The organism is Methylobacterium sp. P1-11, assembly GCF_008329595.1.
GTDB lineage: Bacteria > Pseudomonadota > Alphaproteobacteria > Rhizobiales > Beijerinckiaceae > Methylobacterium.
In genome coordinates this window covers 159,065-185,700 of record NZ_NPKS01000011.1, presented here as the reverse complement: position 1 = coordinate 185,700, position 26,636 = coordinate 159,065, and the positions used below count along the sequence as shown (strand labels likewise).

At 68.1% G+C, this 26,636-nt stretch carries 23 protein-coding genes and 1 pseudogene; 18 read left to right on the top strand and 6 right to left on the bottom strand.

From position 1 onward, the window contains the following. The first annotated feature begins 624 nt into the window (after window positions 1–624). The 10 genes from CIW48_RS13620 (at window position 625) to CIW48_RS13575 (ending at window position 13,127) form a co-directional block, all read left to right on the top strand. Entirely contained in the window at window positions 625–1,563 is a 939-nt protein-coding gene (locus CIW48_RS13620) for a MurR/RpiR family transcriptional regulator (protein ID WP_053611233.1), read from the top strand. Then, the gene (locus tag CIW48_RS13615; RefSeq protein ID WP_149311251.1) at window positions 1,560–2,537 is read left to right on the top strand and encodes an isoaspartyl peptidase/L-asparaginase; all 978 of its coding nucleotides are present in this window, start codon (window positions 1,560–1,562) and stop codon (window positions 2,535–2,537) included. The genes CIW48_RS13620 and CIW48_RS13615 overlap by 4 nt, the downstream gene beginning before the upstream one ends. Window positions 2,538–2,545: 8 nt before the next feature. Continuing rightward, complete coding sequence (locus CIW48_RS13610; protein WP_149311250.1) at window positions 2,546–4,459, top strand: dipeptide ABC transporter ATP-binding protein; 1,914 nt, start codon at window positions 2,546–2,548, stop codon at window positions 4,457–4,459. 31 nt (window positions 4,460–4,490) lie between these two features. Continuing rightward, window positions 4,491–6,038, top strand: coding sequence for a glutathione ABC transporter substrate-binding protein GsiB (gene gsiB, locus CIW48_RS13605; protein WP_246695234.1), 1,548 nt, complete (start codon window positions 4,491–4,493; stop codon window positions 6,036–6,038). A gap of 105 nt (window positions 6,039–6,143) precedes the next feature. Beyond that, the gene (gene gsiC / locus CIW48_RS13600) at window positions 6,144–7,064 is read left to right on the top strand and encodes a glutathione ABC transporter permease GsiC (RefSeq protein WP_149311249.1); all 921 of its coding nucleotides are present in this window, start codon (window positions 6,144–6,146) and stop codon (window positions 7,062–7,064) included. Window positions 7,065–7,071: 7 nt separating this feature from the next. Continuing rightward, on the top strand, window positions 7,072–7,974 hold the full coding sequence (gsiD, locus tag CIW48_RS13595; RefSeq protein WP_149311248.1) for a glutathione ABC transporter permease GsiD: 903 nt from the start codon (window positions 7,072–7,074) through the stop codon (window positions 7,972–7,974). Beyond that, entirely contained in the window at window positions 7,971–9,047 is a 1,077-nt protein-coding gene (locus CIW48_RS13590; protein ID WP_149311247.1) for a P1 family peptidase, read from the top strand. The genes gsiD and CIW48_RS13590 overlap by 4 nt, the downstream gene beginning before the upstream one ends. 3 nt (window positions 9,048–9,050) lie before the next feature. Continuing rightward, entirely contained in the window at window positions 9,051–9,866 is an 816-nt protein-coding gene (locus CIW48_RS13585) for a M55 family metallopeptidase (RefSeq protein ID WP_149311246.1), read from the top strand. 473 nt (window positions 9,867–10,339) lie between these two features. Then, window positions 10,340–12,109, top strand: coding sequence for an adenylate/guanylate cyclase domain-containing protein (locus tag CIW48_RS13580; RefSeq protein WP_149311245.1), 1,770 nt, complete (start codon window positions 10,340–10,342; stop codon window positions 12,107–12,109). Between the two features lie 28 nt (window positions 12,110–12,137). Beyond that, entirely contained in the window at window positions 12,138–13,127 is a 990-nt protein-coding gene (locus CIW48_RS13575; RefSeq protein WP_149311244.1) for an ABC transporter substrate-binding protein, read from the top strand. 37 nt (window positions 13,128–13,164) lie between these two features. On the opposite strand, the gene mddA is transcribed toward CIW48_RS13575, so the two are convergent. Next, the gene (mddA, locus tag CIW48_RS13570; protein ID WP_149311243.1) at window positions 13,165–13,899 is read right to left on the bottom strand and encodes a methanethiol S-methyltransferase; all 735 of its coding nucleotides are present in this window, start codon (window positions 13,897–13,899) and stop codon (window positions 13,165–13,167) included. Window positions 13,900–14,043: 144 nt separating this feature from the next. On the opposite strand from mddA, the gene CIW48_RS34515 reads away from it, so the two are divergent. The 6 genes and pseudogenes from CIW48_RS34515 (at window position 14,044) to CIW48_RS13545 (ending at window position 19,025) form a co-directional block, all read left to right on the top strand. After that, on the top strand, window positions 14,044–14,223 hold the full coding sequence (locus CIW48_RS34515; RefSeq protein WP_149311242.1) for a DUF1127 domain-containing protein: 180 nt from the start codon (window positions 14,044–14,046) through the stop codon (window positions 14,221–14,223). A 269-nt stretch (window positions 14,224–14,492) separates the two neighbouring features. After that, a pseudogene (locus CIW48_RS34510) lies at window positions 14,493–14,729 on the top strand (cyclic nucleotide-binding domain-containing protein); the annotation flags it as partial. Further along, a complete protein-coding gene (locus CIW48_RS34505) occupies window positions 14,721–15,041 on the top strand; it encodes a helix-turn-helix domain-containing protein (protein ID WP_348645127.1) in 321 nt (106 codons plus the stop codon). The pseudogene CIW48_RS34510 and the gene CIW48_RS34505, both read left to right, overlap by 9 nt. Before the next feature lie 887 nt (window positions 15,042–15,928). After that, window positions 15,929–16,486 (top strand): MarR family transcriptional regulator, encoded by a 558-nt coding sequence (locus CIW48_RS13555; protein WP_149311241.1) that lies wholly within the window; start codon window positions 15,929–15,931, stop codon window positions 16,484–16,486. Between the two features lie 56 nt (window positions 16,487–16,542). Continuing rightward, a complete protein-coding gene (locus CIW48_RS13550) occupies window positions 16,543–17,262 on the top strand; it encodes a DUF4166 domain-containing protein (RefSeq protein ID WP_246695233.1) in 720 nt (239 codons plus the stop codon). After that, window positions 17,259–19,025 (top strand): SDR family oxidoreductase, encoded by a 1,767-nt coding sequence (locus CIW48_RS13545; RefSeq protein WP_246695232.1) that lies wholly within the window; start codon window positions 17,259–17,261, stop codon window positions 19,023–19,025. The genes CIW48_RS13550 and CIW48_RS13545 overlap by 4 nt, the downstream gene beginning before the upstream one ends. A gap of 143 nt (window positions 19,026–19,168) precedes the next feature. Here the strand turns inward: CIW48_RS13545 and CIW48_RS13540 are convergent, their stop codons facing one another. Further along, window positions 19,169–20,050 (bottom strand): NmrA/HSCARG family protein, encoded by an 882-nt coding sequence (locus tag CIW48_RS13540; RefSeq protein WP_149311240.1) that lies wholly within the window; start codon window positions 20,048–20,050, stop codon window positions 19,169–19,171. Between the two features lie 105 nt (window positions 20,051–20,155). On the opposite strand from CIW48_RS13540, the gene CIW48_RS13535 reads away from it, so the two are divergent. Continuing rightward, the gene (locus CIW48_RS13535; protein WP_149311239.1) at window positions 20,156–21,043 is read left to right on the top strand and encodes a LysR family transcriptional regulator; all 888 of its coding nucleotides are present in this window, start codon (window positions 20,156–20,158) and stop codon (window positions 21,041–21,043) included. 926 nt (window positions 21,044–21,969) lie between these two features. Here the strand turns inward: CIW48_RS13535 and CIW48_RS13530 are convergent. From CIW48_RS13530 to CIW48_RS13515, 4 genes are read right to left on the bottom strand one after another with little or no spacing between them, the layout of a single operon-like run. Further along, window positions 21,970–22,611: an HAD-IA family hydrolase gene (locus CIW48_RS13530; RefSeq protein WP_246695231.1), complete on the bottom strand. Its 642-nt coding sequence runs from the start codon at window positions 22,609–22,611 to the stop codon at window positions 21,970–21,972. A gap of 7 nt (window positions 22,612–22,618) precedes the next feature. Continuing rightward, on the bottom strand, window positions 22,619–23,905 hold the full coding sequence (locus CIW48_RS13525; protein WP_149311238.1) for a dicarboxylate/amino acid:cation symporter: 1,287 nt from the start codon (window positions 23,903–23,905) through the stop codon (window positions 22,619–22,621). Window positions 23,906–23,933: 28 nt separating this feature from the next. Next, a complete protein-coding gene (locus tag CIW48_RS13520) occupies window positions 23,934–24,326 on the bottom strand; it encodes a RidA family protein (protein WP_149311237.1) in 393 nt (130 codons plus the stop codon). 12 nt (window positions 24,327–24,338) lie between these two features. Continuing rightward, entirely contained in the window at window positions 24,339–25,496 is a 1,158-nt protein-coding gene (locus CIW48_RS13515; RefSeq protein ID WP_149311259.1) for a DSD1 family PLP-dependent enzyme, read from the bottom strand. A gap of 120 nt (window positions 25,497–25,616) precedes the next feature. Between CIW48_RS13515 and CIW48_RS13510 the strand changes: the two genes are divergently transcribed. Beyond that, a complete protein-coding gene (locus CIW48_RS13510; RefSeq protein WP_149311236.1) occupies window positions 25,617–26,531 on the top strand; it encodes a LysR substrate-binding domain-containing protein in 915 nt (304 codons plus the stop codon). Window positions 26,532–26,636 lie beyond the last annotated feature (105 nt).

Sequence of the window (26,636 nt, the reverse complement as noted above, 5' to 3'; positions counted from 1 at the left end):
CTAGGGTCTGCTTACTCAGCTTGACCAAGTGAGGGACCGCTATGGGCGATAAGCGGAATTTGGCTTAACGCCCAGAAGCGGACCTTCGGCTTTGCGCCCGTCTCGGTCATTCAGGACGCTCTCGTCCTTGCCCGAAAGCGGACCCCGATGTGATGACTCTGGTCTGCTTGTAGCCGAGCGAGCGCCCGACCTTGCGGTAGAGGCAAGACCTACGCACCACAGTTACAAGCGTCGATCGCCAACGCCGACATGTTCGCCGGACCCGGCGAGAAATCTATCTCGCTGCTGAGATCACGGTTGGGCCACTGATTGAAGTGGCTTCTCGATGCCCCCGCAATGCGACGCACGACCTGCGCAAAGCGAGGCTGCCCGCGGCGCACCGCGTCACCGAAAGCTCTTCTCCGGACCGACGAACCGATCGCCCGCGAACCAAAATTATCCCGGCTCGCCTCGTGACGAAGCCCCAGATCTGCATCTGATCACGAATGAGATGACCCAATTCCTCTGGGAAGTTCAGCGATTTGTGCAGCTGGTGCCGCGAAAATAGGCGTCGAAGCGCTTGCGGGTGATCGAAAAAATTCTCAGACTGATGAGCGGTGAGAATTTTTGATCGGCTTAAGCGTCGTGGTGTTGGAGCCTAAGGAACCTTCTGTCGCGCAACGGATCGCGCACGCGTTTCCGGCGCTCAGCTCCGCTCACCGAGAGGTCGCCCGCTTCGTCCTTGATCATCCGTTGCGCGCTGCGACTCTGCCTGTGAATGAGCTTGCAGACTTGGTTGGCGTCTCAGTCGCAACCGCTAATCGGTTTGCCCGCGCCGTGGGCTACGAGGGCTACGCAAAGTTCCGCGCGGCCCTCGTCCTCGGCTATGAGAAGGCGCTCGCACCGGTCGAGAAGCTGCGCGGCAGCCGAGATCAGCCCGCGACCGCGTCCGGCATCCTCGACGGAGCCTTGGCCGACATCATCCGCAACATCGAGGCGACGCGGCGCGGGCTCGACGGCCAGACCTGTGCGCAAGCCGTCGAGGCGATGCGCCGGGCCCGGCGGGTCTACGTTGTCGGGCTGGGCAGCAGCAGCTGGCCGGCCGGCATCCTGGCGCGCAACCTCGACGTCAACCGCGAGGACGTCCACCTGCTGGCGACACTGGAGGGGCCCGGCTTCGCCGCCCGGACCCTGCGCCGGCTGACGGCCGACGACCTCGTCATCGCGCTCGCAACCCCGCGGTACTTCGCCGACACGGTGCGGCTGGCCGAGATCGCCCAGAAGCACGGCGCCGCGGTCCTGGCACTGACCGACGGACCGCACTCGCCCCTCGTCGCCACCGCCACGATCGCGCTCTACGCGCAGACCGACTGCCACTACTTCGCCGCCTCGGATGCCAGCCTGACGGCCCTCGTGGAGGCCCTGGCGAGCGCCTTCGCCCACGCTACCGAGGATCTCGTTCCGGCGGCGACGCGGGTGACGGAGGCCGTGCTGCCGTGGCTCGACCGCGACTACGCCGCCTGGCCGCCTCAGGGCGGATCCGACGACCTGTCCGACACCCCGCCTACGGGAACCGTTCCATGAGCGACCACCGCCCCGTTCTCGTGATCCACGGTGGCGCCGGGACGATCGCGCAGGGCCAGGACGATCCGGGCGAAGCGCGCTATCACGCGGCCCTCGCCGACATCCTGGCGGCCGGAGCGGCCTGCCTCGCCGCCGGCGGCAGCGCCCTCGACGCCGTGAGTGTCGCCGTCGACCTCCTGGAAGAGTGCCCGCTCTTCAACGCCGGCCACGGTGCCGTCTTCACGAGCGCCGAGACCCACGAGCTCGACGCCGCGATCATGGACGGCGCCACCCTGCGGGCCGGCGCTGTCGCGAGCGTCTCGCGGGTGCGCCGGCCTGGCCGCGCGGCCCGCGCGGTGATGGAGGCGGCCGAGCACGTCCTCATGGCCGGTGCCGGCGCCGAGGCCTTCGCGCGCCGGCACGGCCTAGAGATGGTCGAGCCCGATTTCTTCTCGACGGAGGCGCGCCGCGACCAGCTTCGCCGGGCCCGGGCCGCCGGTCAGGTCGCCCTCGACCACGACGCGGCTTCGGGCCCCCTCGACGAGACCCGCAAGTTCGGCACGGTGGGCGCTGTCGCCCTCGACCGGAACGGCCACCTCGCCGCCCTGACCTCGACCGGCGGCATGACCAACAAGCGTCCCGGCCGGATCGGTGACTCGCCGCTGATCGGCGCGGGCACCTACGCGGACGATCGGACCGCCGCGGTCTCGTGCACCGGCACGGGGGAGGCCTTCATTCGCGTCGCGGCGGCGCACGACGTCTGCGCGCGCATGGCCTACGGGGGCCAGGATCTCGAGGCGGCAACCCGGGCGGTTGTCGAGGAAAGCCTGCCGTCGGTCGGCGGCCGCGGCGGGCTGATTGCCGTCGACAGGCGCGGGCAGGTGGCGATGCCGTTCAACACGGAGGGCATGTATCGCGGCCTCGTCCGCCCCGGCGAGGTGCTGAACACCGCCATCTTCGGCGAATCTCGCCGCGTCCCGGCCTCCGCGCGCTGAGATCCGCCATGCCGACCATCGCAGCCGGGACCGCCTCTCCTGCCGCTCTGCCCGACGGACGGGTCGTTTCCGTCACGGGGCTCACCGTCCGCTTCGCGACCTCCGAGCGGGTGGTGGAGGCGGTCCGCGACCTGGCGTTCCACGTCGACGCCGGCGAGACCCTGGCGATCGTCGGCGAGTCCGGGTCCGGCAAGTCCGTGACCTCGCTCAGCCTGATGCGCCTTGTCGAGCACGGCGGCGGCCGGATCGCGGCCGGGCAGATGCTGTTCCGGCGCGGCTCGGGCGAGATCCTCGATCTCGCCGCCGCCCCGAACGCCAAGATGCGGGCGATCCGCGGCGCCGAGATCGCGATGATCTTCCAGGAGCCGATGACCTCCCTGAACCCGGTCTTCACTGCCGGGGATCAGATCGCGGAATCGATCCGCGTCCACCAGGGGAAGAGCGCCTCGGCCTCCCGGGCCGAGGCGCTGCGAATGCTCGACCTCGTGCGCATCCCCGAGGCGCGCAACGTCCTCACGCGCTACCCGCACCAGCTGTCCGGCGGCATGCGCCAGCGCGTGATGATCGCCATGGCCCTGTCCTGCAAGCCGCAGCTGCTCATCGCCGATGAGCCGACCACGGCCCTCGACGTCACGATCCAGGCGCAGATCCTCGAACTGATCCGCAGCCTCCAGGCCGAGATGAAGATGGGCGTCGTCTTCATCACCCACGACATGGGCGTCGTGGCCGAGATCGCCGACCGCGTGCTGGTCATGTACCGCGGCGACAAGGTGGAGGAGGGGGAGGCGCCCGCGCTCTTCGCCGCGCCGCGCCATGCCTACACCAAGGCGCTGCTGGCCGCCGTGCCCAAGCTTGGCGCCATGGCGGGCAGCGATCTGCCCCGGAAGTTCGACCTGCTGCGGGCCGAGGCCCGGGAACAGCCGGCAGGACAGGGGGCGCCCGCCACGGTCGACGTGCCCCACGACACCGTCCGCGCTGGCGCCGGGCCGATCCTGCGGGTGCGCGACCTCGTCACCCGGTTCGACATCCGCGGCGGCCTGCTCAACCGCGTGCGCCGCCGCGTCCACGCGGTGGAGCGGGTCAGCTTCGATCTTCACCCCGGCGAGACCCTGGCCCTCGTCGGCGAATCCGGCTGCGGCAAGTCCACGACGGGCCGCTCGCTCCTGCGCCTCGTGGAGAGCGAGAGCGGCCTGATCGAGTTCGACGGCGGCAACATCCGCGACCTGCCCCCCGGGCAGCTCCGCGGCCTGCGGCGCAACATCCAGTTCATCTTCCAGGATCCCTACGCGTCCCTCGATCCCCGCCTGACCGTGGGCTTCTCGATCATGGAGCCGCTGCTGGTCCACGGGATCGCGACCCGCCGGGAGGCCGAGGCGCGGGTGGCGTGGCTGCTCGAGCGCGTCGGGCTGACCCCCGACCAGACCCAGCGCTACCCGCACGAGTTCTCGGGCGGGCAGCGGCAGCGCATCGCCATCGCCCGGGCGCTCGCCCTGAACCCGAAGGTCATCGTTGCCGACGAGGCGGTCTCGGCCCTCGACGTGTCGATCCAGGCGCAGATCGTGAACCTGATGCTCGACCTCCAGCGGGAGTTCGGCCTCGCCTACCTCTTCATCAGCCACGACATGGCGGTGGTCGAGCGCGTCAGCCACCGGGTGGCGGTGATGTATCTCGGTCAGATCGTCGAGATCGGCCCGCGCCGGGCGATCTTCGAGAACCCGCAGCACCCCTACACCCGCAAGCTGATGGCGGCGGTGCCGGTCGCCGACCCGGCCCGCCGGCACCTGCGCGCCCGCCGGCTCCTGACCGACGAGATCCCGAGCCCGGTCCGGGCCCTCGGCGACGAGCCGCAGGTCGCGCCCCTCGTCGAGATCGGCCCCGGCCATCTCGTCGCCCGCCACACGGTCGGCGGCCTCGCCGCCTGACACCGCCTATCCCCGCCAGCAGGATCGTCCCATGCCCCGAGGTCTGACCATGTTCGAGCGCTTCCTCCTCGCCGCCGGCCTGCTCGCCGTGGCGGCCACCCCCGCCGCCGCCGCGGGCGATCCGATCCTGGCGATCAGCGGCCAACCCGAGACCCTCGACCCGTACAACACAAACACGACGCTCACGACCGCCGTCACCAAGTCGTTCTACGAGGGCCTCTTCGGCTTCGACAAGGACCTGAAGGTCCGCAACGTCCTGGCCGAGAGCTACGAGACCTCGCCCGACGGCCTCGTCTACACGTTCAAGCTGCGCGAGGGCGTCAAATTCCACGACAGCACGACGTTCGACGCCGCTGCGGTGAAGGCGAATCTCGACCGCGTCCTCGACCCCGAGAACCACCTCGCGCGGTACAACCAGTTCAACCGCATCAAGACGATCGAGGTGCTCTCGCCCACGAGCCTGCGCATCACCCTGAAGGAGCCCTTCGGGCCGTTCATCAACTCGCTGGCCCACGCCTCGGCGGCGATCATCTCGCCCACGGCGCTGAAGAAGTACGGCAAGGACATCGCCTTCCATCCGGTCGGCACCGGGCCGTTCACCTTCGTCGACTGGAAGCAGACCGACTACGTCAAGGGCGCGAAGTTCGCCGAGTACTGGCAGGCCGGCTTCCCGAAGGTCGACACCATCACGTGGAAGCCGGTGCCCGAGAATGGCACCCGCGCCGCCATGCTGCAGACCGGCGAGGCCGACTTCGCGTTCCCGCTGCCTTACGAGCAGGCCAAGATGCTCGAAGCCAGCAAAAAGCTGAAGATCGAGGTCCACGCCTCGATCATCGAGCGGTATCTCAGCATGAACGTGCTGCAGAAGCCGTTCGACGACCTGCGCGTCCGCCAGGCGATCAACTACGCGATCAACAAGGAGGCGTTGGCTAAGGTCGCCTTCTCGGGCTACGCCTTCCCCGCCCAGGGCATCGTCCCGCAGGGCGTGCGCTACGCCCACAAGATGGATCCCTGGCCCTACGACCCGGCCAAGGCGCGCCAGCTGCTGAAGGAGGCCGGCTACGCCAACGGCTTCGAGGCGACCCTCTGGAGCGCCTACACCACCACCACCGCCCAGAAGGCGATCCAGTTCCTCCAGCAGCAACTCGGCCAGGTCGGCATCAAGGTGCAGACCCTGGCCCTGGAGCCCGGCCAGCGCACCGAGTGGGTGCAGACCGCGCCGGATCCGAAGACCGCCCGCGTCCGCCTCTACTATGCCGGCTGGTCGTCCTCGACCGGCGAGGCCGACTGGGGCCTGCGGCCGCTGCTGGCGACGGAGGCGTGGCCGCCCAAGCTCAACAACACCGCCTACTACAGCAACGCCGAGTTCGACGCCCTCCTCGCCAAGGCGCTGGTCTCGACGAACGACGCGGAGCGGGCCGAGCTCTACGCCAAGGCGCAGGAGATCGTGATGAAGGACGCGCCCTGGGCGCCTCTGGTCACCGAGCAGAACCTCTACGCGACCTCCGCGCGGCTCTCCGGCGTCTACGTCATGCCCGACGGCAACATCGATTCCGGCGAAATCGCCGTCGCTCAGTAGCCGCCGATCGCGGACCCTGCGCCGGGCGGCCCGGACGATGGCCGGCCCGGCGCGGCGCTCCCGCGCGATCGCCTCACGGAAACCCCGGATCCCGGGCGCGAGCCTATGCTGACCTTCCTGCTCAAGCGGCTCCTCGGGCTGCTGCCGACGCTGCTGATCGTCTCGGTCCTCGTCTTCCTGTTCGTCCACATGCTGCCCGGCGATCCGGCGCGGCTGGCGGCCGGGCAGGATGCCGACGTCCAGACGGTGGCCCTGGTGCGCACAGAGATCGGCCTCGACCGGCCCCTGCCGGAACAGTTCGTCCGCTACTTCGCCAACCTTGCCCGCGGCAATCTCGGCGTCTCGATCCGCACCCGCCGCCCGGTCTCGATCGAGATCGGCGAGCGCTTCCTGCCGACCCTCCTGCTCACCCTTACCAGCATGGCCTGGGCGGTCGCCTTCGGGCTGGTCATCGGCATCGTCTCGGCGGTCTACCGCAACGAATGGCCCGACCGGGTCGGGATGACGCTCGCCGTGTCCGGCATCTCGTTCCCCGCCTTCGCGCTCGGCATCCTCCTGATGCAGATCTTCTCGGTCGAGCTCGGCTGGCTGCCGACCGTCGGCGCCGACACGTGGCGGCACTACGTGCTGCCGTCGCTGACGCTCGGCGCGGCCGTGGCCGCCGTGATGGCCCGCTTCACCCGCGCGGCCTTCGTGGAGGTCATCGGCGAGGATTTCGTGCGCACCGCCCGCGCCAAGGGGCTCAAGGAGCGCGTCGTGATCGCCAAGCACTGCCTGCGCAACGCCCTGATCCCGGTCGTGACCATGATGGGCCTCCAGTTCGGCTTCCTGCTCGGCGGCTCGATCGTCGTGGAGGCGGTGTTCAACTGGCCCGGCATGGGCCGCCTGCTCGTCGATGCCGTCAACCAGCGCGACTATCCGGTGATCCAGGCGCTGGTCCTGCTGTTCTCGCTGGAATTCATCCTGATCAACCTGGTCGTGGACGTGCTCTACGGCCTCATCAACCCGACCATCCGCTATAGGTGAGCCGGCCGTGACCGACATCCTCGTCCCCGCCGCCCCCACCGTCGCGCCCGTCCCCACCGGCATCCGGACGCCGTGGTCGGAATTCTGGCGCAAGTTCCGGCGCCAGCGCGTCGCCGTCGTCGCCCTGGGCTTCATCGGCCTGCTGGTCATGGTCGCAGTGCTGGCGCCGTGGATCGTGCCCTACGACCCGGGCAACGACTTCGACTACGACCGGATCAACGAGGGCCCGTCGCTCGCGCACTGGCTCGGCGTCGATCCCCTCGGGCGCGACATCCTGAGCCGCATCGTCGAGGGCGCGCGGATCTCCCTGGCGACCGGATTCCTCTCTGTGGCCGTCGGCGGACTCGTCGGGACCGTGCTCGGTCTCCTGGCGGGCTACTACGGCGGCTGGTGGGACCGGATCGTCATGCGCATGTCCGACGTGCTGTTCGCCTTCCCGGGCATCCTGCTGGCGCTCGGCGTCGTCGCCATCCTGGGCTCCGGGCTCGTCAACGTCGTCGTGGCGGTGTCGGTCTTCAGCGTCCCGGCCTTCGCGCGCCTCGTGCGCGGCACGACCCTGGTCCTGAAGAACAGCACCTACATCGAGTCCGCGCGGAGCATCGGCGCTCCCGACCGGACGATCATCCTGCGCCACATCCTGCCGGGCACCATCTCGGGCATCGTGGTCTACTTCACCATGCGGCTGGGTACCTCGATCATCACGGCCGCGAGCCTGTCCTTCCTCGGCATGGGCGCGCAGCCGCCGACGCCCGAATGGGGCGCCATGCTGAACGAGGCCCGCGCCGACATGGTCTCGGCGCCGCACGTCGCGCTGTTCCCGAGCCTCGCGATCTTCTTCACGGTGCTGGCCTTCAACCTCCTCGGGGACGGCCTCCGGGACGCCCTCGACCCGAAGATCGATCGCCTGTGACGGACATCGCCCCTCCGCGCCCCGCGCCCCGCGTCGGCCGCCTGCCGCGGGGCGCGGGCGACGCCATCACCGACGTCCCGGGCGTGACGGTCGGCCATTGCACGCTGGCCGAAGGCGACGTCCAGACCGGGGTGACGGTCGTGCGGCCGCACGGCGGCGATCCCTACCGGGACCGTGTTCCTGCGGCCGGGGTCGTGCTGAACGGGTTCGGCAAATCCGTCGGCCTCATGCAGGTCGAGGAACTCGGCGTGCTCGAGACGCCGATTGCCTTGACCAACACCTTCTCCGTGCCGGCGGTGGCCGCGGCCCAGATCCGCGCGGCGATCGCCGACAATCCGGAGATCGGGCGCGCGCTGCCGACGCTCAACCCGCTCGTGTTCGAGTGCAACGACGGCTACCTCAACGACATTCAGCGCATGGCGGTGGAGGCGTCCCACTATCGCGACGCCCTCGGCGCGGCCGGCGCCGACGTCGCGGAAGGATCGGTAGGGGCCGGGCGCGGGATGTCGAGCTTCGGCCTCAAAGGCGGCATCGGTACCGCCTCCCGGCGGGTCCGCACGCGCACGCGCGGCCGCTTCACGCTGGGCACCCTCGTCCTCTCGAATTTCGGCAAGCCGTCCCAGATCCGGGTCTGCGGCACGCCGCTCGCCGCCCACCTCCGGGCAGCCGCGGACGAACCGGAACCGGCCGCGGAGGCCCCGGAGAAGGGGTCAATCATCATGATCGTCGCCACCGACGCGCCCCTCGACGCGCGCCAGCTCCGCCGCCTCGCCCTGCGGGCCGGGGCGGGTCTCGCCCGGACCGGCTCGGTGTTCGGCCACGGCAGCGGCGACATCGCGCTCGCTTTCTCGACCGCCTACACCGTGCCGCACGATCCCGCGCGCCCGATGCCGGCGCTCGCCCTGCTGCACGACACGGAGCTCGACCCGCTGTTCGAGGCCGCCGCGGACGGGATCGAGCAGGCGATCATCCACGCTTTATGGCGGGCCGAGGCGGTGACGGGCCGCGACGGCCACAGGCGGCGCGCGCTGGCCGATCTCCTGCCCGGCTGGGCCGATATCCTCGGAGCCTGAGCGATGCGCATCCTGATCTCGACGGATATCGAGGGCGTCGCCGGGATTTACCATCGCGTCCAGACGACGCCGGGCAACCCCGAATACGAGCGCGCGCGGTTGCTGATGACGCGGGAGGCCAACGCCGCCATCGCGGGCGCGTTCGACGGTGGCGCGCGGGCGGTGCTGGTCAACGACTCGCACGGCGACTTCCGCAACATGCCCCCCGACCTCCTCGATCCCAGGGCGCAGGTCGTGCAGGGTAAGCCGCGGCCCCTCGGGATGATGGCCGGCCTCGATCAGGACATCGATGCGGTCTGCCTCGTGGGCTACCACTCACGGGCGAGCGGACGCGGCATCCTGGCCCACACGGTCAACAGCTTCGCCTTCGCCCGGCTAGAGATCAACGGCCTTGAACTTGGCGAAGCCGGTCTCTACGGCGCGCTGGCTGGCGAATACGGCGTGCCGGTCGTGATGGGGAGCGGCGACGACGTCTTCATCGCCGAGAACCATGCGCTGTTTCCTCAGACCCGATTCGTGGAAACCAAGCGTGCGACGGGACAGAACAGCGGCATCAGCCTCTCGCCCGCGCAGGCCTGCGCGGCGATCCAGAAGACCGTCGCGGCGGCGCTGCGGGATCGGGCAGCGCAGCCACTCCGCTTCGACGCTCCTTTCGAGATCCGCATGTGGGCACAATCTCCTGCTCTGGCGGATCTGTTCTGCGTTTGGCCGGCCCTGCGACGGGGAGAGGGCAATGAATTCGCATTCACTGCCGCACGCATCGAGGAGGCCGTTCGGATGATCAACTGCTTGTCAGCGATGTCGGCCGCGCTCCGGTGAAGGGAAGGCGGCGCAGGAGGCGTGATTCGAGGCTTCGCCCGACCTCGACCCCGGCCGGCTCGTCTTCCCCGACAAGCCAGCGGCAGCCCCCTCAATTGGGTTGGTAGAAGAACGTCCGCTTCTCCGGGCAGCCTTCTCAGAAGCGGTCATTCCGCTTTCGGCCAGACTGCGTCACGCCGGAGCGTCATCGCGCGCAAGGCCGGACGTTCGGCTTGGTGCCCATTGCGGTCGCTCAGCTGATTCTCGCTGCCTCTCCGAAGCAGACGTCGCCGCAACGCGGCTTCCTTGGATATGTGTCCGAACCCCGCTTCGGTCGGCGAGGCGCCGTGCAGACTGGCGCTGCACTCAGGTCCGGAACATAATCGCGCGCTGATCGACGAGCTCGGGCAATCCCCGATGCGTTGCGGCAGCCCTTCAGGGGTATGTCCGGGTCATCCCGGAGCGGATCGATGCGCCTTGGAATGGATCCGGCGATGGCTCGCTTCCTTTTCCCCGCGCGAGGCTCGCTGTTCCGGCAATATTTCTTCGTCCTGTTCGCCGCCGTGGTCGTTCCGTTGCTCGCCGCCGGCATCAGTCAGGCATGGTTCGGGTACAAGGACCAGAGGGCGCACCTGAACGACCTCCTTGGTGCCGAGGCCCGGACTGCGGCTGCGCGGATCGCGATTTTCATCGAAGGGATCGGAAACCAGCTCGCCTGGATGGTCCACTTGCCCTGGACTGAGGGGGCGGACGAGCGGCGGCGCATCGATGCCCTGCGGCTCCTGCGTCACGCCCCCGCCGTGACGACCCTCAGGCTGATCGATGGCGCCTCGAAGGAGCGGCTCTCTGTATCGCGGATCGGCCTCAACCGCGTCGAGAGCGGCGAGGACGCGTCGGCGGATCCGGCGGTGTTGGGGGCCCGGACCGGGCAAGCTTGGTTCGGCCCCGTCACCTACCACCGCAACTCCGAACCGTACATGACCGTGGCCGTGGCGGGAAATCGGGCCGCGGCGGGCATTGCGGTCGCCGAGATCAATCTCAAGCTGATCCTCGACGTCATCGTTGGGATCCGGATCGGCGAGACCGGACAGGCCTTCGTGCTCGACCGGCCGGGCAGACTCATCGCGCATCCCGACATCAGCCTCGTCCTACGCGGCGCCGCGGACCGGACGGCCGAGGACCTCCAAGCCTTGCGGGCTGCGATCCTCGCGCAAGATGGGCGCGCGGTCGCCGGTTCGGACCCGGCGGGGCGCGCCGTGGTCGCCGCCCTGGCGCCGGTCCAGGGGCCGGATTGGAGCGTGATCGTCCACCAGCCGGCCGCCGAGGCGTTCGGACCGATCCGCGCCGCCTTCTGGCGCCTGCTCGGCCTGCTGCTCGCCGGCACAGGCTTTGCCGCCGCGCTCGCCTATTGGCTCGCCGGCCGAATGACCGGGCCGATCCGCTTGCTGGAAGACGGCGCGGCCCGTATCGGGGCTGGCCAGTTCGATCACCGCATCGACATCGCGCGAGGCGACGAGCTCGGGCGACTCGCGACCCGCTTCAATCAGATGGCCCGCGAGGTCGCGATCTCGCGGGAGCGCTCGGAGCGCATCGACCGGCTCAAACGCTTCCTCGCGCCGCAAGTCGCCGAGCTCGTGGACCGGGCCGGCGATGACAGCGTCCTCGATGGACAGCGCGTCGAAGTCGTCGTCGTCTTCGGCGACCTGCGCGGCTTCACCCCATTCTCAGCCCGATCTGAGCCGACCGTGATCATGGATGTTCTGGGCGAATACTATGCGGTGATCGGTGCGACCGTGAACCGGCACGGCGCGACGCTCGTGAGCCTCGCCGGCGACGGCGTCATGATACTGGTGAACGCGCCCGTGGCCTGCCCCGAGCCGGCGTTGCGGGCCGCCCGCATGGTCATCGAAATGCAGGCGACGGTGCAGGCCCTGGCCGCGACGTGGAGGGCGCGCGGCCATGCGCTCGGCTTCGGGATCGGCCTGGCAATGGGACCCGCCACGGTCGGGCGCATCGGCTCCGACAGCCGGATGGACTACACGGCCATCGGCACGGTGACGAACCTCGCATCGCGCCTGTGCGCCTCGGCTCAGGACGGCCAGATCCTCGTCGACCGCACGGCGGCCGAGGCGATCGGGAGCGGCGTTTCCCTCGTGGCGCTCGGGACGCGTCGCCTGAAGGGCTTCGACGATCCAGTTGCCGTCTTCGCTGTGGACGCTGGTCAGGGGGTCGACGCTCGGCCAACGCCGGATGCGGCGGCTTGATGCTATGCGCTTGGCGAGGGCCGACGGGATGAGGCGACGCGCCATCCTCATAGGGCCGGTCACTGCCCTGATCGGCGGCGTCATACCCCGTGCGGTCCGGGCGCGAGCGCCGACGCTTCCGGTGATCGGATATCTCGGCTCCGAGACGCCCGAACGTGCTGCCAGTCGGCTGGAGGCTTTTCGCGGGGGGCTCGCCGATACTGGGTTCGTCGAGGGTCGCGACGTCGCGATCGCCTTTCGCTGGGCAGACGGGCGCTACGAGCGGCTGCCCGCGCTCGCGAAGGAACTCGCCGGTAGCGGGATCGCGGTCCTGGTTGCCCCCGGTGGTGCGCCCGTGGTGCTTGCGGCGCGGGCGGCGACTGAGACGATCCCCATCGTCTTCGAGATGGGCGGCGATCCGGTCGTCCTCGGCGTGGTGGACGATCTCGCTCGGCCTCGCGGCAATCTGACGGGCGTGTCGAGCCTGAGCGTCGAGGTCTCGAACAAGCGGCTCGAGTTGATGCGGGAGCTGTTTCCGACGAGTGCCGCCCTCGCCGTCGCGGTCAATCCCACCAGTCCCACGGCCAGCTCGCAGGTGGCCGGACTCCGGGCGTCGGCGGGCACCCTTGGCCTGCAACTCCATGTGCTCGAGGCCAGCCGCGAGGACGAGTTCGAGACGCTTTCCACGGCGCCGCGCCGGCTCGGGGTGCCCGGCCTCGTCTTCACCTCCGACCCCTTCTTCGCCTATCGCAGCGCGCATCTTGCGATCCTCGTAAGCCGCCACGGGCTTCCCGCGATCACCCAATCCCGCGACTTTCCCATTGCCGGCGGGCTGCTGAGCTACGGAGGCGACTTCACGCAGACGCATCGCCAGGCCGGCCACTATGCCGGCCGTCTGCTCCGGGGCGAGAAGCCTCGCGACCTGCCGGTGCAACTCGTCACGAAGGTTGAACTGTTCGCCAACGTCAGGGCGGCCACACGCCTTGGCGTGACCTTGCCGCCCTCGATCTTGAGCAGCGCGGACGTGGTGATCGAGTAGCGCTTCGACATCCGCGGGTTCGTCGGCGACAACGCCATCAGCGTGCACCGCGAAGGCGCGGCAAGAGCATGCCCACCTCGCGCCGATAGCATCGATAGCGATCACCGAAGAAGGCAACGAGGTCGCGCTCCTCCAATTGGATGCCGACGAGGATGTAGGCGGTCGCGACTGCCGCGAACAGCAGGTGACCGGCTGTCATCGTCGGCGTCGCCCAGAACGCGATGACGAAGCCGAGATAGATCGGATGCCGAACGTGCCTGTAGAGGAGGGGTGTGGTGAACGCGGCCTCACCCGGTACGGTCGATCGCCAGCCGTGAATGGCCTGCTTGAGCCCAAAGAGGTCGAAATGACTGATCATGAAGGTGCTGGCGAGGACCACGAGCCAGCCCATCCAAAAGAGGCCCATCAGAAGTCCCGCCGCGACAGGTTCCGAGATCGACCAGACGATCGCCGGGAGTGGACGCCATTGCCAGAACAGCAGCAGCAGCGCGAGGCTCGCCAGGAGGACGTAGGTGCTGCGCTCGATCGGCTTCGGGACGACGCGTGTCCACCAGATTTTGAAGCGCGGGCGTGCCATCACGCTGTGCTGGAGCGCGAAGAGGGTGAGCAGGGCAACGTCAACGGCGACGGCGAAGCCCGGATCGACGATCGACCCGTCGTCTACAGTCTTCGGAACGACAACGTGTCCGAGAAAGCCGACTGCGTAGAGGAAGGCCAGCAGGAAGACCGCGTAGCTGATCAAGGCGTAGGTCAAGCGGGCAGCGTGCGACATGCAAGATCTCCGGTAGCAAGAATTGATCGGCCGTGCTTTGAGGTCCGGTCATGACCCGGTACCTCGCGGGCCCGAACCTTCATCCGACCAACCGCCGCTCCGCGTCCGTGATCGCCGTCACGGACGCGGAGCGGCGCCCGAGGTATGTCGGCCTCCTCAGCTGAGGAGGATCAGGTGGCCGCTGCGTTCTCTGTCTTCAGACTGTGGCTCGACTGCCGCCGTACACAGCGCGAACTCGCCTTGTTCAGCGAGCGCGACCTCGCGGATCTCGGCCTCGTCAGATCCGACGTAACGCGTGCCACTGCCTTCAGGGCCGCACGATAGTCGCCGCGGGAAGCCGCGGTGAAGCCAGCACTTCTCCGGCACTGCGCCGCCCTTTCGGGCGGATAGCGCGTTCGCGGGCGTTTTGGTATGAAGAGACCGCCGTCTGGCCTCATGGTCCGCTCGGGTCCGCAGCTCCAACAGGAGCCACTGCTGTGGGCGATCCGGCGCAGTTCGAGCGTTTGCTGTCCGCCAGCCCCTTCTTCGGCCGCCTCCAATAATCCGACACGCGGCGGGCCGTCGCCGACCTTTGCGTCACCCACAGCCTCGCCCGCGGCGAGACCCTGTTCCTGAAGGACGACCCGGCGGATGCGTTCTACGCGATCCGCCGAGGCGAGATCCGGATCACGGCCGGCACTGGCGCGGGCCGGCGCATGACGCTCAACGTGCTCGGTCCGGGCGACATTTTCGGCGAGATCGCGCTCTTCGATGGTAGGCCGCGCAGCGCGGACGCCGTGGCGGCCGAGCCGGCGGAGTTGTTCGCGGTCCGCCGCCGCGACATGCTGAACCTCGTCGGCCGGCACGCCGACTTGTCGATGCGGGTCATCGAACTCCTGTGCGAGCGTCTGCGCTTCGCCAGCGCGCGACTCGAAGAGACGGTGCTGATGCCATTGGTCGCGCGACGCTTGCTAGCCCTGGCGGAGGATTTCGGCAGTGAAATCCATATCTCGCAGGACGACATCGCTGACTTCGCGGGCACGACCTGCGATACGGTCTACAGGCAACTCCAGTGTTGGCGTCGCCAAGGCATGCTCGACCTCCACCGCAATCGCGTCGTCGTACGCGATCCTGCCGCCCTTGCCTCGGCTGCCTTGTCATGAAATCGCGCGATGATTGGCGCTGATGTGCCGCATCTTCCATTTCCGCGGCGATCGTCGGCCACAATTTTCTAAAGCAATATGATTTTCGGGTATAAGCGAAACCTATTAGATGAAGATCCTACCGGTAATCACGAAATATACTGACACGAGCGCGTTAGTGACCAGCACCGCTCGCCGAGTTTCTAAGACAAGTTACTTAGTATGTGGACGTCTCCGAGCCCGGTATTAAGTTCTCTCGAGCCCAACAGCGTAGCCGCGGCGAACCTCCGCTTGTCGCCACCCTGAGACTCAGAGCAGACGGGCTGCTATCGGCCAGCTCCGGTCGCGTTGGTGGGCGCCGCTAAACGGCTGGGTTGGGTGGATGTCCGCCAGTCCGCTTCCGGGCGGCGATGCACGGAAGCGGACGTCATCTTCGTGTCTGCTCGCGACCGAGGCTGTGTCAAAATTCGAATGCTGTCGGCCGTTGTAGAAAGATATTCTCTCGAAGAGGGTGGCACCGGCCTAACGGGCTTCTTATTGCCATCGGCCGGTCGCTTTGGAGATCCTTCGTGGTGGCTGCGGAGACGTTTGTTCTACGACTTCAAAGCGCATCCGCGTTTTGACACAGCCTAGACACATAGCGGCCGGGCGGATCGCTATCCGCGCCCCCTCGCGGCGGACATACGTCAGCAGCCCGACAATTCCGGCCCGGGATGGACAGCGGATCTTGGTCCCCTCCAGCAATTGACGATGCTTAGGTTCGACCACCTCGCCGTCATTGCCCAAACCTTGGCAGTGGGTGTCAGCGCAGACGCGCCTGCCTCGATCCCGAGATGCCGTTTGAGCGTCGACGCCCCTTTGGTTCCATCCCCTTGACATGAGGTTCGGTTCGGTCTGTTAGTTCTGTCATGACAGAAATAACAGACGTGCCGAGTTCCCTGCCCGCTGCGGTCGAGCGCTTCGTGCTGCACTGGGGCGATCTGGGCGGCCAGTGGGGCGTCAATCGCTCGGTCGCGCAGATCCATGCGCTGCTCTACCTCTCCGACCGTCCTCTCACCGCCGAGGACATCGCCGGCATGCTCGGCATCGCGCGCTCGAATGTCTCGAACTCTCTGCGAGAGTTGCTCGGCTGGAACCTGATCCGCCGTGTACCGGTGATGGGCGAGCGCCGCGACCACTTTGCCGCTGAGACCGACCTCTGGGAGATGGTCACGCGCATCGCCGCCGGGCGCAAGGAGCGCGAGATCGATCCCGCTATCGCGGCGCTGCGCGCCTGCGTTGCCGAGGCGGACGCGGACCCCGCGCTCGGGGCGGTCGCCAAGCGGCGCCTGCGCGCGATGCTCGATTTCACCGAGGCGATGGAGCGCTGGTACGGCCAGATGCTCAATGTGCCTCGGGGCACGCTGGCCAAACTGATCCGGCTGGGCGGTCGGATCGTGAAGTTTCTGCCGGCCAAGACTGAGTGACGATTCGAGGGTCGGGATCACGAAGCCGGAACGAGCGAGGTGCCCAGGTGACCGCAATGGCAAGCGTCCGTCGAGACGATGCGGGGCCGTCCCGCGCATTCTGCCCCGCACGGTCGATCGGCGGACCGGGCGACCTCTTCGACCTACGCTTCAGGGCCCTGATCCCGGAACGCGAATGGGCGAACCTGTCGCCGGCCGTGCGCCGTCGCTTCGGTAAGCGCCTCGCGCAGGGGGCGAGCGCGGTCTATGTCGGCCACGTCGTCGTGATGCACGTCGGCCGCCTCGGCTGGCTCGTGGCGCAGGCTACGCGCCTCGTCGGCAGCCCGCTGCCTCTGGAACGCGAGACCGGCCGTGCCGGCGTAGTCACCGTCACCGAGGACCCGGATGGCGGTGGTCAGATCTGGACGCGGCTGTACGCCCGCGCCTCCGGCTTCCCACAGGTAATCCACTCGGCCAAGCGCTTCGCCGGTCCCACCGGCCTGGAGGAGCATGTCGGCGCCGGCGTCGGCATGACCCTCACCGTGGCGGTCGAGGACGGGGCGCTGATGTTTCGCAGCCACCGCTATTTCATCGACTGCCTCGGGCGCCGCCTGCACCTGCCGGGATGGCTCACCCCCGGTGCTCTCACCGTCACCCACGCCGATGCCGGCGGGGACGCGACGCCGGGCGCCTTCCGCTTCATCCTCGACATCGCCCACCCCTGGTTCGGGCGGCTGATCCACCAGGAAGCGGTCTTCCAGGACGCCGAGCCGGCGGGGCAGGGAGAGGCGGCGTGAGCACGGTCCTAGTCTTCGGCGGATACGGCGGCTTCGGGGCTCGCCTGTCGCGGCGGCTGGCGGCGGTCGGTCACGACGTGGTCGTCGCCGGTCGCCGCTTCGCGCGCGCCGAGGCGTTCTGCGCGGCCCATCCTCCATGCCGTCCCCTTCAGGCCGACCGCAACGATGCCGTCGCGCCCATGCTGGAACGCGTCCGTCCCGACCTCGTGATCGATGCGGCCGGCCCCTTCCAGGGCAGCGGCTACGATCTGCCCCGGGCCTGTATCGCGGCGGCGATCCCTTACCTCGATCTCGCGGATGGCCGGGCGTTCGTGACCGGGATCGGCCGGCTCGACGCTGCCGCACGCGCGGCCGGCGTCACGATCCTGGCCGGCGCATCGAGCGTCCCCGCACTGTCCGGGGCCGTCGCCCGGCGCTTGGCGCAGGGGATGGACGCGGTCACCGCCGTGGAGATCGCGATCAGCGCCTCGAACCGTGCGACCGCCGGGACGTCGGTCGCCGCGGCTATCCTGAGCTATGTGGGCAAGCCGATCCGGCTCTGGCGCGGACAGCGCTGGTCGGCGGGTGTCGGCTGGCAGGAGTTGCGGCGCGAGCGCTTCACCCTGGCCGACGGCGCGTCCCTCGGCCGCCGCTGGCTGGCCCTGGCGGACGTCCCGGACCTCGATCTCCTGCCCGATCGGCTTCCGGGCCGGCCGGCGGTCACCTTCAGGGCCGGGACCGAACTCGCGGTGCAGACGGTCGGTCTCTGGTGTGCGAGCTGGCCGGTGCGGTGGGGCTGGATCCCCTCCTTGCAGCGGCTCGCGCGCGGGCTTCTGCTGGCGCAGCGGCTGACCGCGCGCTGGGGATCGGATCGGTCGGGCATGGTCGTCCGGATGTTCGGCTCGGCCGAGGGCCGCCGCGTCGAACGATGCTGGACCCTCCTCGCGGCCGACGGTCACGGCCCGGAGATCCCGGTGCTGCCGGCGGCGATCCTGGCCGAGCGGATCCTGGCGGGTGCGATCGCGCCCGGCGCGCGCGACGCCGGAACTGCGCTCGATCTATCCGATTTCGAGCCGAGCTTCGCGCGCCTGTCGATCCGCCACGACGTGCGGGAGTCGGTACAGGTCGATGCGCTCTACGCGCGCGTCTTGGGTCCGCGCTTCGCCGACCTCGCGCCGAGCGTCGCGGCTCTGCACAGCGTACTGCGCGAGGCGGGGGCGAACGGTCGCGCCGTCGTGAGGCGGGGCCGTCACCCCGTCACACGCGGCCTCGCCGCGCTCCTCGGATTGCCGGTCGCGGGCGAACACGGTCTTCACGTCAGCTTCAGCGAGACGCGCGGGGTGGAGCGCTGGACGCGTGCGTTCTCCGGTCGCCGGTTCACGAGCGAGTTCTCCGAAGAGCGTGGCTGCGTCGTGGAGCGGTTCGGTCCGCTTCGCTTCAGGTTCGGCCTCGCGCCCGAGGGCGGCGGACTGCGCATGGTGCTGCGCGGCTGGTCCGTCGCGCGGCTGCCCCTGCCGCTGGCTCTCGCACCCCGCGCCACCGCCCGCGAGTGGGAGGAGGCGGAGCTGTTTCACTTCGACGTTTCCATCACCCTGCCAGTCGTTGGGCTGGTGGTGCATTACCAGGGCTGGTTAGGCACCGGCGATCGGGAAGGCCAACAATCCGGCTTCACGCCCCAAGCTGACTTTGCCGGGCTGCCGACGAATGACCGCTATGGGGAAGTGCTGACGGCGGCCCAGACGGGCTGTTTGGCTCGTATGTGGAATGGCCGGACAGGGTGGTGAGCAGTCCGACCGGTTTCGGGACGCATCCAGGGGGAAGCCGCCATCGACCGGCCGTGGCAGCGCACTGAAACGGAAGCGCAGGGGCTTGGGGCGAGGCCGGAGCCTCGCCCTTCCCAAACAGTCGCCGCGCGGGAGGCGGGCGCTCAGGGTGTCGCCGCGCCCTCGGTGACGAGCGCGGCGGCGAAGTCGCGGTAGGTGTGCAGCGGGCGGCCCAGGATGCCGGTCAGCCGCTCGCGGTCGCCCGCCTCCGGGATCATGCCGTCGCTGACGTAGCGCTCGGCCATCACGCGCATCTCGTAAGCCATCCACTTCGGCATGAACGTCGCCATGTTCGCCTCGAACCCGCTCGGATCGTCGCCGCCGTAGGCGACCGGGCGGCCGAGAAGCTTAGTCCAGATCGCGGCGGCGTCCGCGCCGGTGAGCGTGTCGGGACCGACGAGGTTGATGGTCTCGATTGGCAGCTTGCCCGGCGCCTGGTCGCGACGGATCAACTTGATCGCGGCGACCTCGGCGATGTCGCGTGCATCGACCATGGCGACGCCCTTGGATCCGATCGGCATCGGGTAGACGGCGTGGTTCAGGATCACGTCCTTGATCATGACCTCGTTGTCGATGAAGTAGCTTGGGCGCAGGATTGTTGCGCTGAAGCCCATCGTCTCCAGCATGCGCTCGGCGCCGTACTTCACCGCGAAGTGCGGGACGTTGACGGCGCGGTCGGCGTCGAACACCGACAGGTAGACGACCCGCTCGACGCCCGCGGCGCGCGCGACGTTCAGGGTGATGATCGCCTGGGTGAACTCGTCACCCGTCACGGCATTCAGCAGGAACAGCGTGCGGATGCCGGAGAAGGCGGCGTGCAGCGCGTCGATGTCGAGCAGATCCCCCTTCACGACCTCGACGCCGGAGCCGAAATCGGCCTTGGCGGGATCGCGGGTCAGCACGCGGACGCTCGCACCGCGCTGGGTGAGTTGCCGAACAACGTTGCGGCCGACGCGGCCGGTGGCACCGGTGACGAGGATGGTCATGGGGTCGTTCCTTTGGGTTCCGCCGTTTGGATGCCCCCAAGATGATCGATCCATACGTAAGCCAATAGCTGCTATATTTGGACACTCCGTCTCGCTGGGGGAACGATGGATCTGCTTGCCCTTGCCGACTTCACCCTCGTTGCTCGTCATGGTGGGTTCGGTAAGGCCGCCCGTTCTGCCGGACGCCCGAAGGCGACGTTGTCACGACGCGTGGCCGAGTTGGAAGCCAGCCTGAGCTTGCGCCTGTTCGAGCGGGGCGCACGCGATTTGAAGCTGACGCAGGAAGGACGGGCGCTGTTCGAGCGAGCAGGTTCGCTGCTCACCGAATTGGAGGAGACCGCCGCGGCGATCGCGTCGGGCGGCGAGCGCCCCCGTGGGCGTCTGCGGGTCAGCACGCCCCTGCTGTTCTCCCAGACCGTCATGGGCAGGCTCGCGGCGAGCTTCGCCCACAGATATCCGGAGGTGCGGTTGGAGGTCACGACGGAGGACCGGGCTGTCGACATGATCGAGGAGGGCATCGACCTCGTGATCCGGGTGAACCCGGACCCGGACGAACGCCTCGTCGGCCGAGCGTTCTTGCGCCATCGTCTTGTGGTCGTGGCAGGTCCCGACGTCGCCCGATCGACCGACGGCACGGCCGTTCCGGCCGTGGTGCGGGGCGACGACCGCGCGGCATGGCGGGTGAGAACGCCGACCGGTCATGCCGCGATCGCGGTCGAGCCAATCCTCAGCTTGGGATCGCTCATCATGGTCCGCGACGCGGTGCGCGCAGGCGTCGGTGCCGGACGCTTGCCCGTCTCGCTTGTGAGCCGCGATCTTGCCAAAGGCACGTTGGCTCACTGGGGCGACGTAGACGCGCCGGACATCGCACTTTGGGTGCTCTACCCAACGCGCCGACTGCTCAGCACGCGTGTCTCGGCGTTCCTCGACCATCTGAAACAAGCGTTCCCGAACGGAACGCCAGACGAGCTATCATCCTACGCCGAGGGATAAAGACGTCCCGAGCCGGGTCCGTGTGAATTCGGAAGCGGTTCGGTGCGTTCGTCATCATCTGAACGTCCGCTTCTGGAGCGCCAAGGCCACGTCGTCAACGACCGGGTTGGGTCGAGGCCGTGTCAAAACGCGAATGCTGTCGGCAGCCGTAGAAAATTAGTCTCTCAAAGAGGTGTGACATCGGCCCCAGGGGCTTCTTGTTGCCACCAGCCAGTCGCTCTGGAGATCTCTGGCGGCTGATGCGGAGACGTTTGCTCTACGACTTCGCAATACCCCCGCGTTTTGACACAGCCTCGGTCGGTAGAAGGCCGTCCGCTGTTGCCGCGGCCCTGCTCCGAAGCTGACCGGCCGCTTTCGGCCACCACCAACCGCCTCAGACTGCCTGCCGGAGCGTCTCAGACGGGCGGATATCCGCCGGTCCGCTTCTGAGCGGCCGACTTGCTAAAGCGGTCATAGCTGCGCGGACCGCATACGACCGAGGCTGTGTCAAAACACCAGTGCCATTAGCCCTTATAGAAGGACTTTCCTCGAAGGCGCCGAGCATTCGCGAGACAGACCACCTTCCGGCACCGAAAAGCCGATCCGGAGGCCTATGCCAGCTGCAGCGGAGAATTTTGTTCTACAACTTTTCAGTGGCTCTGAGTTTTGACACAGCCTCGACCCTTCTCAGACCTTCGGCAGATCCACTTACCGGTGGTTTGATCGGCCACGAAGGATTTTTCAGCGACCACGTCAGCAGCAAGGCTCATCTTCATCTCGACCGCGCCGGCGCTGTCGCCCACAGGGGCAACCGAGAACATGGCGACAGTCCCGGTGACCCTTACCGACGATGCGCAGGACGATGGCTTCTCGGTTCCTCTGCCGGTCGGTTGGCGAACTTCTCGCCGCCGGTTGCATGCTCACTTCCGGCGAGCGGCTTCCGGAGATCAGTCCCCAACGAACGTCGGTAGCCGGTCCAAGGTTCTTTCGTGCGCCAGCGGTGCGGCTGCGCCTTCGGGAGCGACCATCCCGATGCGGTCATGCCAGTACGTGGCCAGCCCGACCTGCGCCGTTCCGACGAGGTCGTAGGCTGAGCCAGCGACGAATAGGCATCGCGCCGCTTCCACGCCGAGGGCTTCCAGCCCAAGCCGGTACGGACGAGGGTCGGGCTTGTAGAACCCGGCGCGCTCCGCGGTGATCACAGTGGCGAACTCGACGCCCACGCAATCGGCCGCAATGCGTCCTAACCGTTCGGAGCAGTTCGTCACGACCCCGAGGGGCACGGATCGAGCGGCGAGTGCCTGTAGGGTCTGCGTCACGCCCGGCCAGGGACGCAACTCGTCATAGCGCTCGTCTAATTGGGTGGCCAGTGTGCGTGGCATGCCGACCGCCTCGGCGGCTTCGGCAACGAGGTCTTCGTAAGACCGGTATGCCCCCGTGCGGTAGGTGATCCGAAGGTACTCGGCCCGCCAGCGACGACCGGCTTCCTCACTGCCCGCGACCTCGTTCCACAAGGACCAGCTGTCGAGCAGGGCAGTCAGGAGGTCGAACAGGACGGCGTCGTATCGACTGGGTGTCATGATGGGCATCTCTGGTTCACGCGGCAGAGGAGGATGGTTGCGGGACTAATTCGAGCGCCGGTGCCTCGCCGGTCGCCGAAGTTCTCTCCGGTAGGCCACCGAAATGGCGGACTACCAGCACCGCCGCGGTGTTGCCGAAGACGTTGATGCCGGCGCGACCCATGTCGAGCACCGCGTCGATGCCGGTCACGACGGCGATCGCCTCCGCGGGCAGACCGATTGCGGTCAGCACGGTGGCGAGTGCGACGAGGCTGGAGGCTGGTACATTGGCCACACCCTTGCTGGCGATCAGCGTCGTCACGAGGATGGTCAGCAGGGCCGACCCGCTCAGGTGGAGGCCGTAAGCTTCGGCCAGGAACGTCACCGCCGCGCCCAGGTAGAGCGCTGAGCCGTCGAGGTTGAAGCTGTAGCCGAGCGGCAGCACGACTGCGACGACGCGTTTCGGCACGCCTATCTGTTCCAGACGCTCGATGTGTGGCGGCAGGGCGACCTCGGACGAGCGCGTCGCGAACGCGAGCAGCATCGGTCCCATGACTTGGCGGGCCACCCATAGGGGACGTTCGCCCGCGACGCGGATGACGACGAGGAGCACCACGAACAGGAGCGCGTAGCCGAGGTACAGGGTGCCAGCCAGCTTCGCGAGGGCAACTAGCGCGCCCACGCCCTGCGTCGCCGCGAGCCAGGCCGATATGGCGAACACCGCCAAAGGAGCCGTGGTGACCACCCATCGCGTGATGCGGAACATCGCACCGAGCACCGCTTCGAGCGCGGCCGTCACTGGGCGAGCCTCTTGACCGAGCGCGCCCAGAGCGAGACCGAACAACATCGCGAAGACGAGTGTCGGTAACACCTTCTGCGCCGCCATGGCGGCGACGACGTTGGACGGGATGAGATCGAGCACGAACTTCACCCAATCCACCCGTAGGGGCAGGTTCTGAGGGACGTGCCCCGAAGCGAGTAGCCCGGCGCCGAGACCGGGATGGAACACCGCGTTCAACACCAGCGCGATGGCGATGGAGGCGGCACTGGCCAGGTAGAACCATCCGAACGCGACCAGAGCGGTGCGACCCAGGCGGCTGGCGTCATCCGCAATGCGGCTTGCGCCGAGCGTGACGGCGCAGAAAACGAGGGGGATGACGACCATCCGGATCGCATCGATAAACGCCGTGCCTACCGGCTGCAGGGCAGCACCGAGGTCCGGCCACAAGGCACCGGTGGCGAGCCCCGCCCCGATGCCAAGCGCCATCCAGAGCGCGAGCGGAACGCGCGGCCGCCGTCTTAATTTGGCTTGTCCTCGGTCCATCCGTGCGTCCTCCGCGTTGATACAGATCTCAGATCCCGCGTGAGGCGACCGCCTCGATCTCCACGAGGTAGCCGTGATGCAGCTCCGGCACCGGCACCACAGCTCGAGCTGGCTTCGCCGCCCCGAACAGCTCGGCGTAGATGCGATTGAAGACCGGCCAATTCTCGACGCCGACGACGTAGGCAGTCACGCGCAGCACGCGTTCTGGATTGGAGCCGGCCTCTGTCACGACCGCCAGCAGGTTGGCGACCGCCTGTCGGGCTTGAATTTCGAAGCTTGCATCGGACATGTGGGTGCCGGCAGCGTGGTGCGGGAGCTGGCCCGAGACGAAGACGAGGTCACGCCATGCAGTGGCCTGGGCATAGTGGCCGGCGGGTGCCGGGGCCCGGGTGGTCGAGATCTGCTCGATCAGTGTGGTCATCGCCTGCAACTCCTACCAACCGTTGATGCGCGGCCACACCGCGCGGACTTGGCCTGCGGCGCCGAGCACGTGGTAACGGTCGTGCTGGGCACCCGTCGCGCAGGCGTGGTTTGGCAGGATGCGCACGCGTGATCCGACCGGCAGGTCAGGAAGGCGCGCGCTCGAACCTTGCCGTAGGGCGAGGATGCCGTGCTCTTGGTTGGCGTCGCTGACGATCAGATCCGGATAGGGCCGGCCTGCGCAGTCGCAGACCACGCCGTAGCCCTGGTCGACCGCCTGCCGGGCCGTGCCGCGGTCGCGCGACATTGCCATCCAGCCGGCATCGACGATGATCCATCCCTTGTCGCGGCGATGGCCGATGACGGTAGCGAGCACGCTCAACGCGATATCGTCGACCGCGACGGAGCCGACGCCCGCCTGGAACAGGTCGCCGAACATGAACACACCGGCTCGCACTTCGGTGACACCGGTGAGGTCCCGCGCAAATCGTGCAGTTGGGGTCGAGCCGACGCTGACGATTGGGCACGGCAAGCCGGCCTCGCGCAGGATGGTGGCCGCCGCGACCGCCGCCGCGCGTTCGTTCTCGGCGGCCTCCGCGAGCGCCTCGGGGTCATCGAGGCCGTAGCTGTCACCGGCGTGCAGCAACACCCCGCGCAGGACCGCGCCTGCGCCGAGAGCACCGCTGATCGCGACAAGTGCTTCCGCGTCCCCTGGCTTCACGCCGGAGCGGTGTCCGTCGGCGTCGACCTCGATCAAGGCGGGAAGCGCATCCCCGGCTCGCCGGCTCCAAGCGGCGACAGCCTCGGCCTGCTCCACGGAGTCGAGTACTACGGAGAGGTCTGTTCCCCAGCGCCGCCGGATTGCACCGATGCGGTCGATCTTCGTGGGCGCGATGCCCACCGCGTAGAGAATATCCCGTACCCCTCCCTCAGCGAAGTATTCCGCCTCGCGCAGGGTGGAGACCGTCGCTGGGCCGGATGGTGAGGTCATCGCTAGGTGGGCAACGTCCAGCGACTTCGCAGTCTTGAGGTGAGGCCGGAAGCTGACGCCGAGCCGGTCGAGATTCCTCCTCATCCGGGCGATGTTTGCACGCAGGCGCGCCTCATTCAGAAGGAGGCACGGCGTCGGCAAAGCGCTCAAAGCCGAGCTGCTTTCCGCTGATGAAATCATCCCCTTGAAGTCGGTAGTGAGCACGTCCGTGGCCCCTATGGCTTACTGACGCGAGAATGATCATGAGTGGCTGGGAAGCGCTATTAACGCTTTCTGCATCTTGGATTAAGTCTGGACTTAATGCTTGATGCGAACGACCTCCGCTTCTTCGTCGCGATCGCCGCGGCCCCGTCGCTAGCTGCGGCTGCGCGCGCCCTTAACGTGTCGCCACCGGCGGTGACGCAGCGGCTACGTGCCCTGGAAGAACGGGTGGGCGTTTACTTGGTTGATCGCTCCGGTCGCGGCCTCACGCTGACCGACGAAGGCGAATTGCTGGCGGAGCGCGGCAGAGACCTGCTCGGCGCCTTCGACGATCTCAGCGAGGCCCTGGCCGAGCGCCGTGGGCAGGTGACAGGGCACCTGCGCATCGTGGCTCCGTTCGGTTTCGGACGCCACCACGTGGCTCCCGTGGTGGCGGCGTTTCGGGCATCTCACCCGGGAGTCAGGATTGACCTGCGGCTCTCAGATCGCCTTGGCCGGATGCCGCCGGAGACGTGGGACCTTGCCATTCACGTGGGCGAGATCAAGGACACGACGCCAAGCCTGACGGTGCGCCATCTCGCGCCGAACGAGCGTATCCTCTGTGCGGCGCCCGCCTATCTCGCCCGGCGCGGGGCGCCGCGTACACCTCTCGAACTGCGCGAGCACTCGTGCATAGCCCTGCGTGAGAACGACGAGGACGTGACGCTCTGGCGCTTCCACTCGGGTGATAGTGGCGAAGAACGCGTACGGGTCGAGCCGGAGCTGGCCAGCAACGACGGTGAGGTGGCCCGCTGCTGGGCATTGGCTGGGCTCGGCGTGCTCTTACGTTCAGAGTGGGACGTGGCAGATGATCTACGAGCTGGGCGGCTACTTCGCCTCCTCGACAGCCATACTCTGCCATCGGCTCCGGTCGTCGCCCTGCTCGGCTCCGGGCGACGCGCACGGGCGGCGAGGACCGAGCGGTTTCTTGACGCCCTCAGGCAAAGCCTGAACCCGGTTCCTTGGCGGCCATAACGCGACCAACAAGCAGTATCGCCGCATCACAGCGATAGAAGCGGTGAAACGTTCGTCCGCTTTTGGGTCCCACTCGGCCGCGCGTAAATGACTACGTTGAGTCGA

Excerpts from the sequence above, each read along its gene's own strand:
- CIW48_RS34505 (WP_348645127.1), top strand. The coding sequence starts at position 14,721 with ATGCTGAACCTCGTCGGCCGGCACGCCGACTTGTCGATGCGGGTCATC.
- CIW48_RS13510 (WP_149311236.1), top strand. The coding sequence starts at position 25,617 with ATGCTTGATGCGAACGACCTCCGCTTCTTCGTCGCGATCGCCGCGGCC.
- CIW48_RS13525 (WP_149311238.1), bottom strand. The coding sequence starts at position 23,905 with ATGGACCGAGGACAAGCCAAATTAAGACGGCGGCCGCGCGTTCCGCTC.
- CIW48_RS13535 (WP_149311239.1), top strand. The coding sequence starts at position 20,156 with ATGGATCTGCTTGCCCTTGCCGACTTCACCCTCGTTGCTCGTCATGGT.
- CIW48_RS34515 (WP_149311242.1), top strand. The coding sequence starts at position 14,044 with ATGTCGGCCTCCTCAGCTGAGGAGGATCAGGTGGCCGCTGCGTTCTCT.
- mddA (WP_149311243.1), bottom strand. The coding sequence starts at position 13,899 with ATGTCGCACGCTGCCCGCTTGACCTACGCCTTGATCAGCTACGCGGTC.
- CIW48_RS13520 (WP_149311237.1), bottom strand. The coding sequence starts at position 24,326 with ATGACCACACTGATCGAGCAGATCTCGACCACCCGGGCCCCGGCACCC.
- gsiC (WP_149311249.1), top strand. The coding sequence starts at position 6,144 with ATGCTGACCTTCCTGCTCAAGCGGCTCCTCGGGCTGCTGCCGACGCTG.
- CIW48_RS13610 (WP_149311250.1), top strand. The coding sequence starts at position 2,546 with ATGCCGACCATCGCAGCCGGGACCGCCTCTCCTGCCGCTCTGCCCGAC.
- CIW48_RS13575 (WP_149311244.1), top strand. The coding sequence starts at position 12,138 with ATGAGGCGACGCGCCATCCTCATAGGGCCGGTCACTGCCCTGATCGGC.
- CIW48_RS13515 (WP_149311259.1), bottom strand. The coding sequence starts at position 25,496 with ATGATTTCATCAGCGGAAAGCAGCTCGGCTTTGAGCGCTTTGCCGACG.
- CIW48_RS13555 (WP_149311241.1), top strand. The coding sequence starts at position 15,929 with ATGACAGAAATAACAGACGTGCCGAGTTCCCTGCCCGCTGCGGTCGAG.
- gsiB (WP_246695234.1), top strand. The coding sequence starts at position 4,491 with ATGCCCCGAGGTCTGACCATGTTCGAGCGCTTCCTCCTCGCCGCCGGC.
- CIW48_RS13550 (WP_246695233.1), top strand. The coding sequence starts at position 16,543 with ATGGCAAGCGTCCGTCGAGACGATGCGGGGCCGTCCCGCGCATTCTGC.
- CIW48_RS13540 (WP_149311240.1), bottom strand. The coding sequence starts at position 20,050 with ATGACCATCCTCGTCACCGGTGCCACCGGCCGCGTCGGCCGCAACGTT.
- CIW48_RS13615 (WP_149311251.1), top strand. The coding sequence starts at position 1,560 with ATGAGCGACCACCGCCCCGTTCTCGTGATCCACGGTGGCGCCGGGACG.
- CIW48_RS13585 (WP_149311246.1), top strand. The coding sequence starts at position 9,051 with ATGCGCATCCTGATCTCGACGGATATCGAGGGCGTCGCCGGGATTTAC.
- CIW48_RS13530 (WP_246695231.1), bottom strand. The coding sequence starts at position 22,611 with ATGCCCATCATGACACCCAGTCGATACGACGCCGTCCTGTTCGACCTC.
- CIW48_RS13580 (WP_149311245.1), top strand. The coding sequence starts at position 10,340 with ATGGCTCGCTTCCTTTTCCCCGCGCGAGGCTCGCTGTTCCGGCAATAT.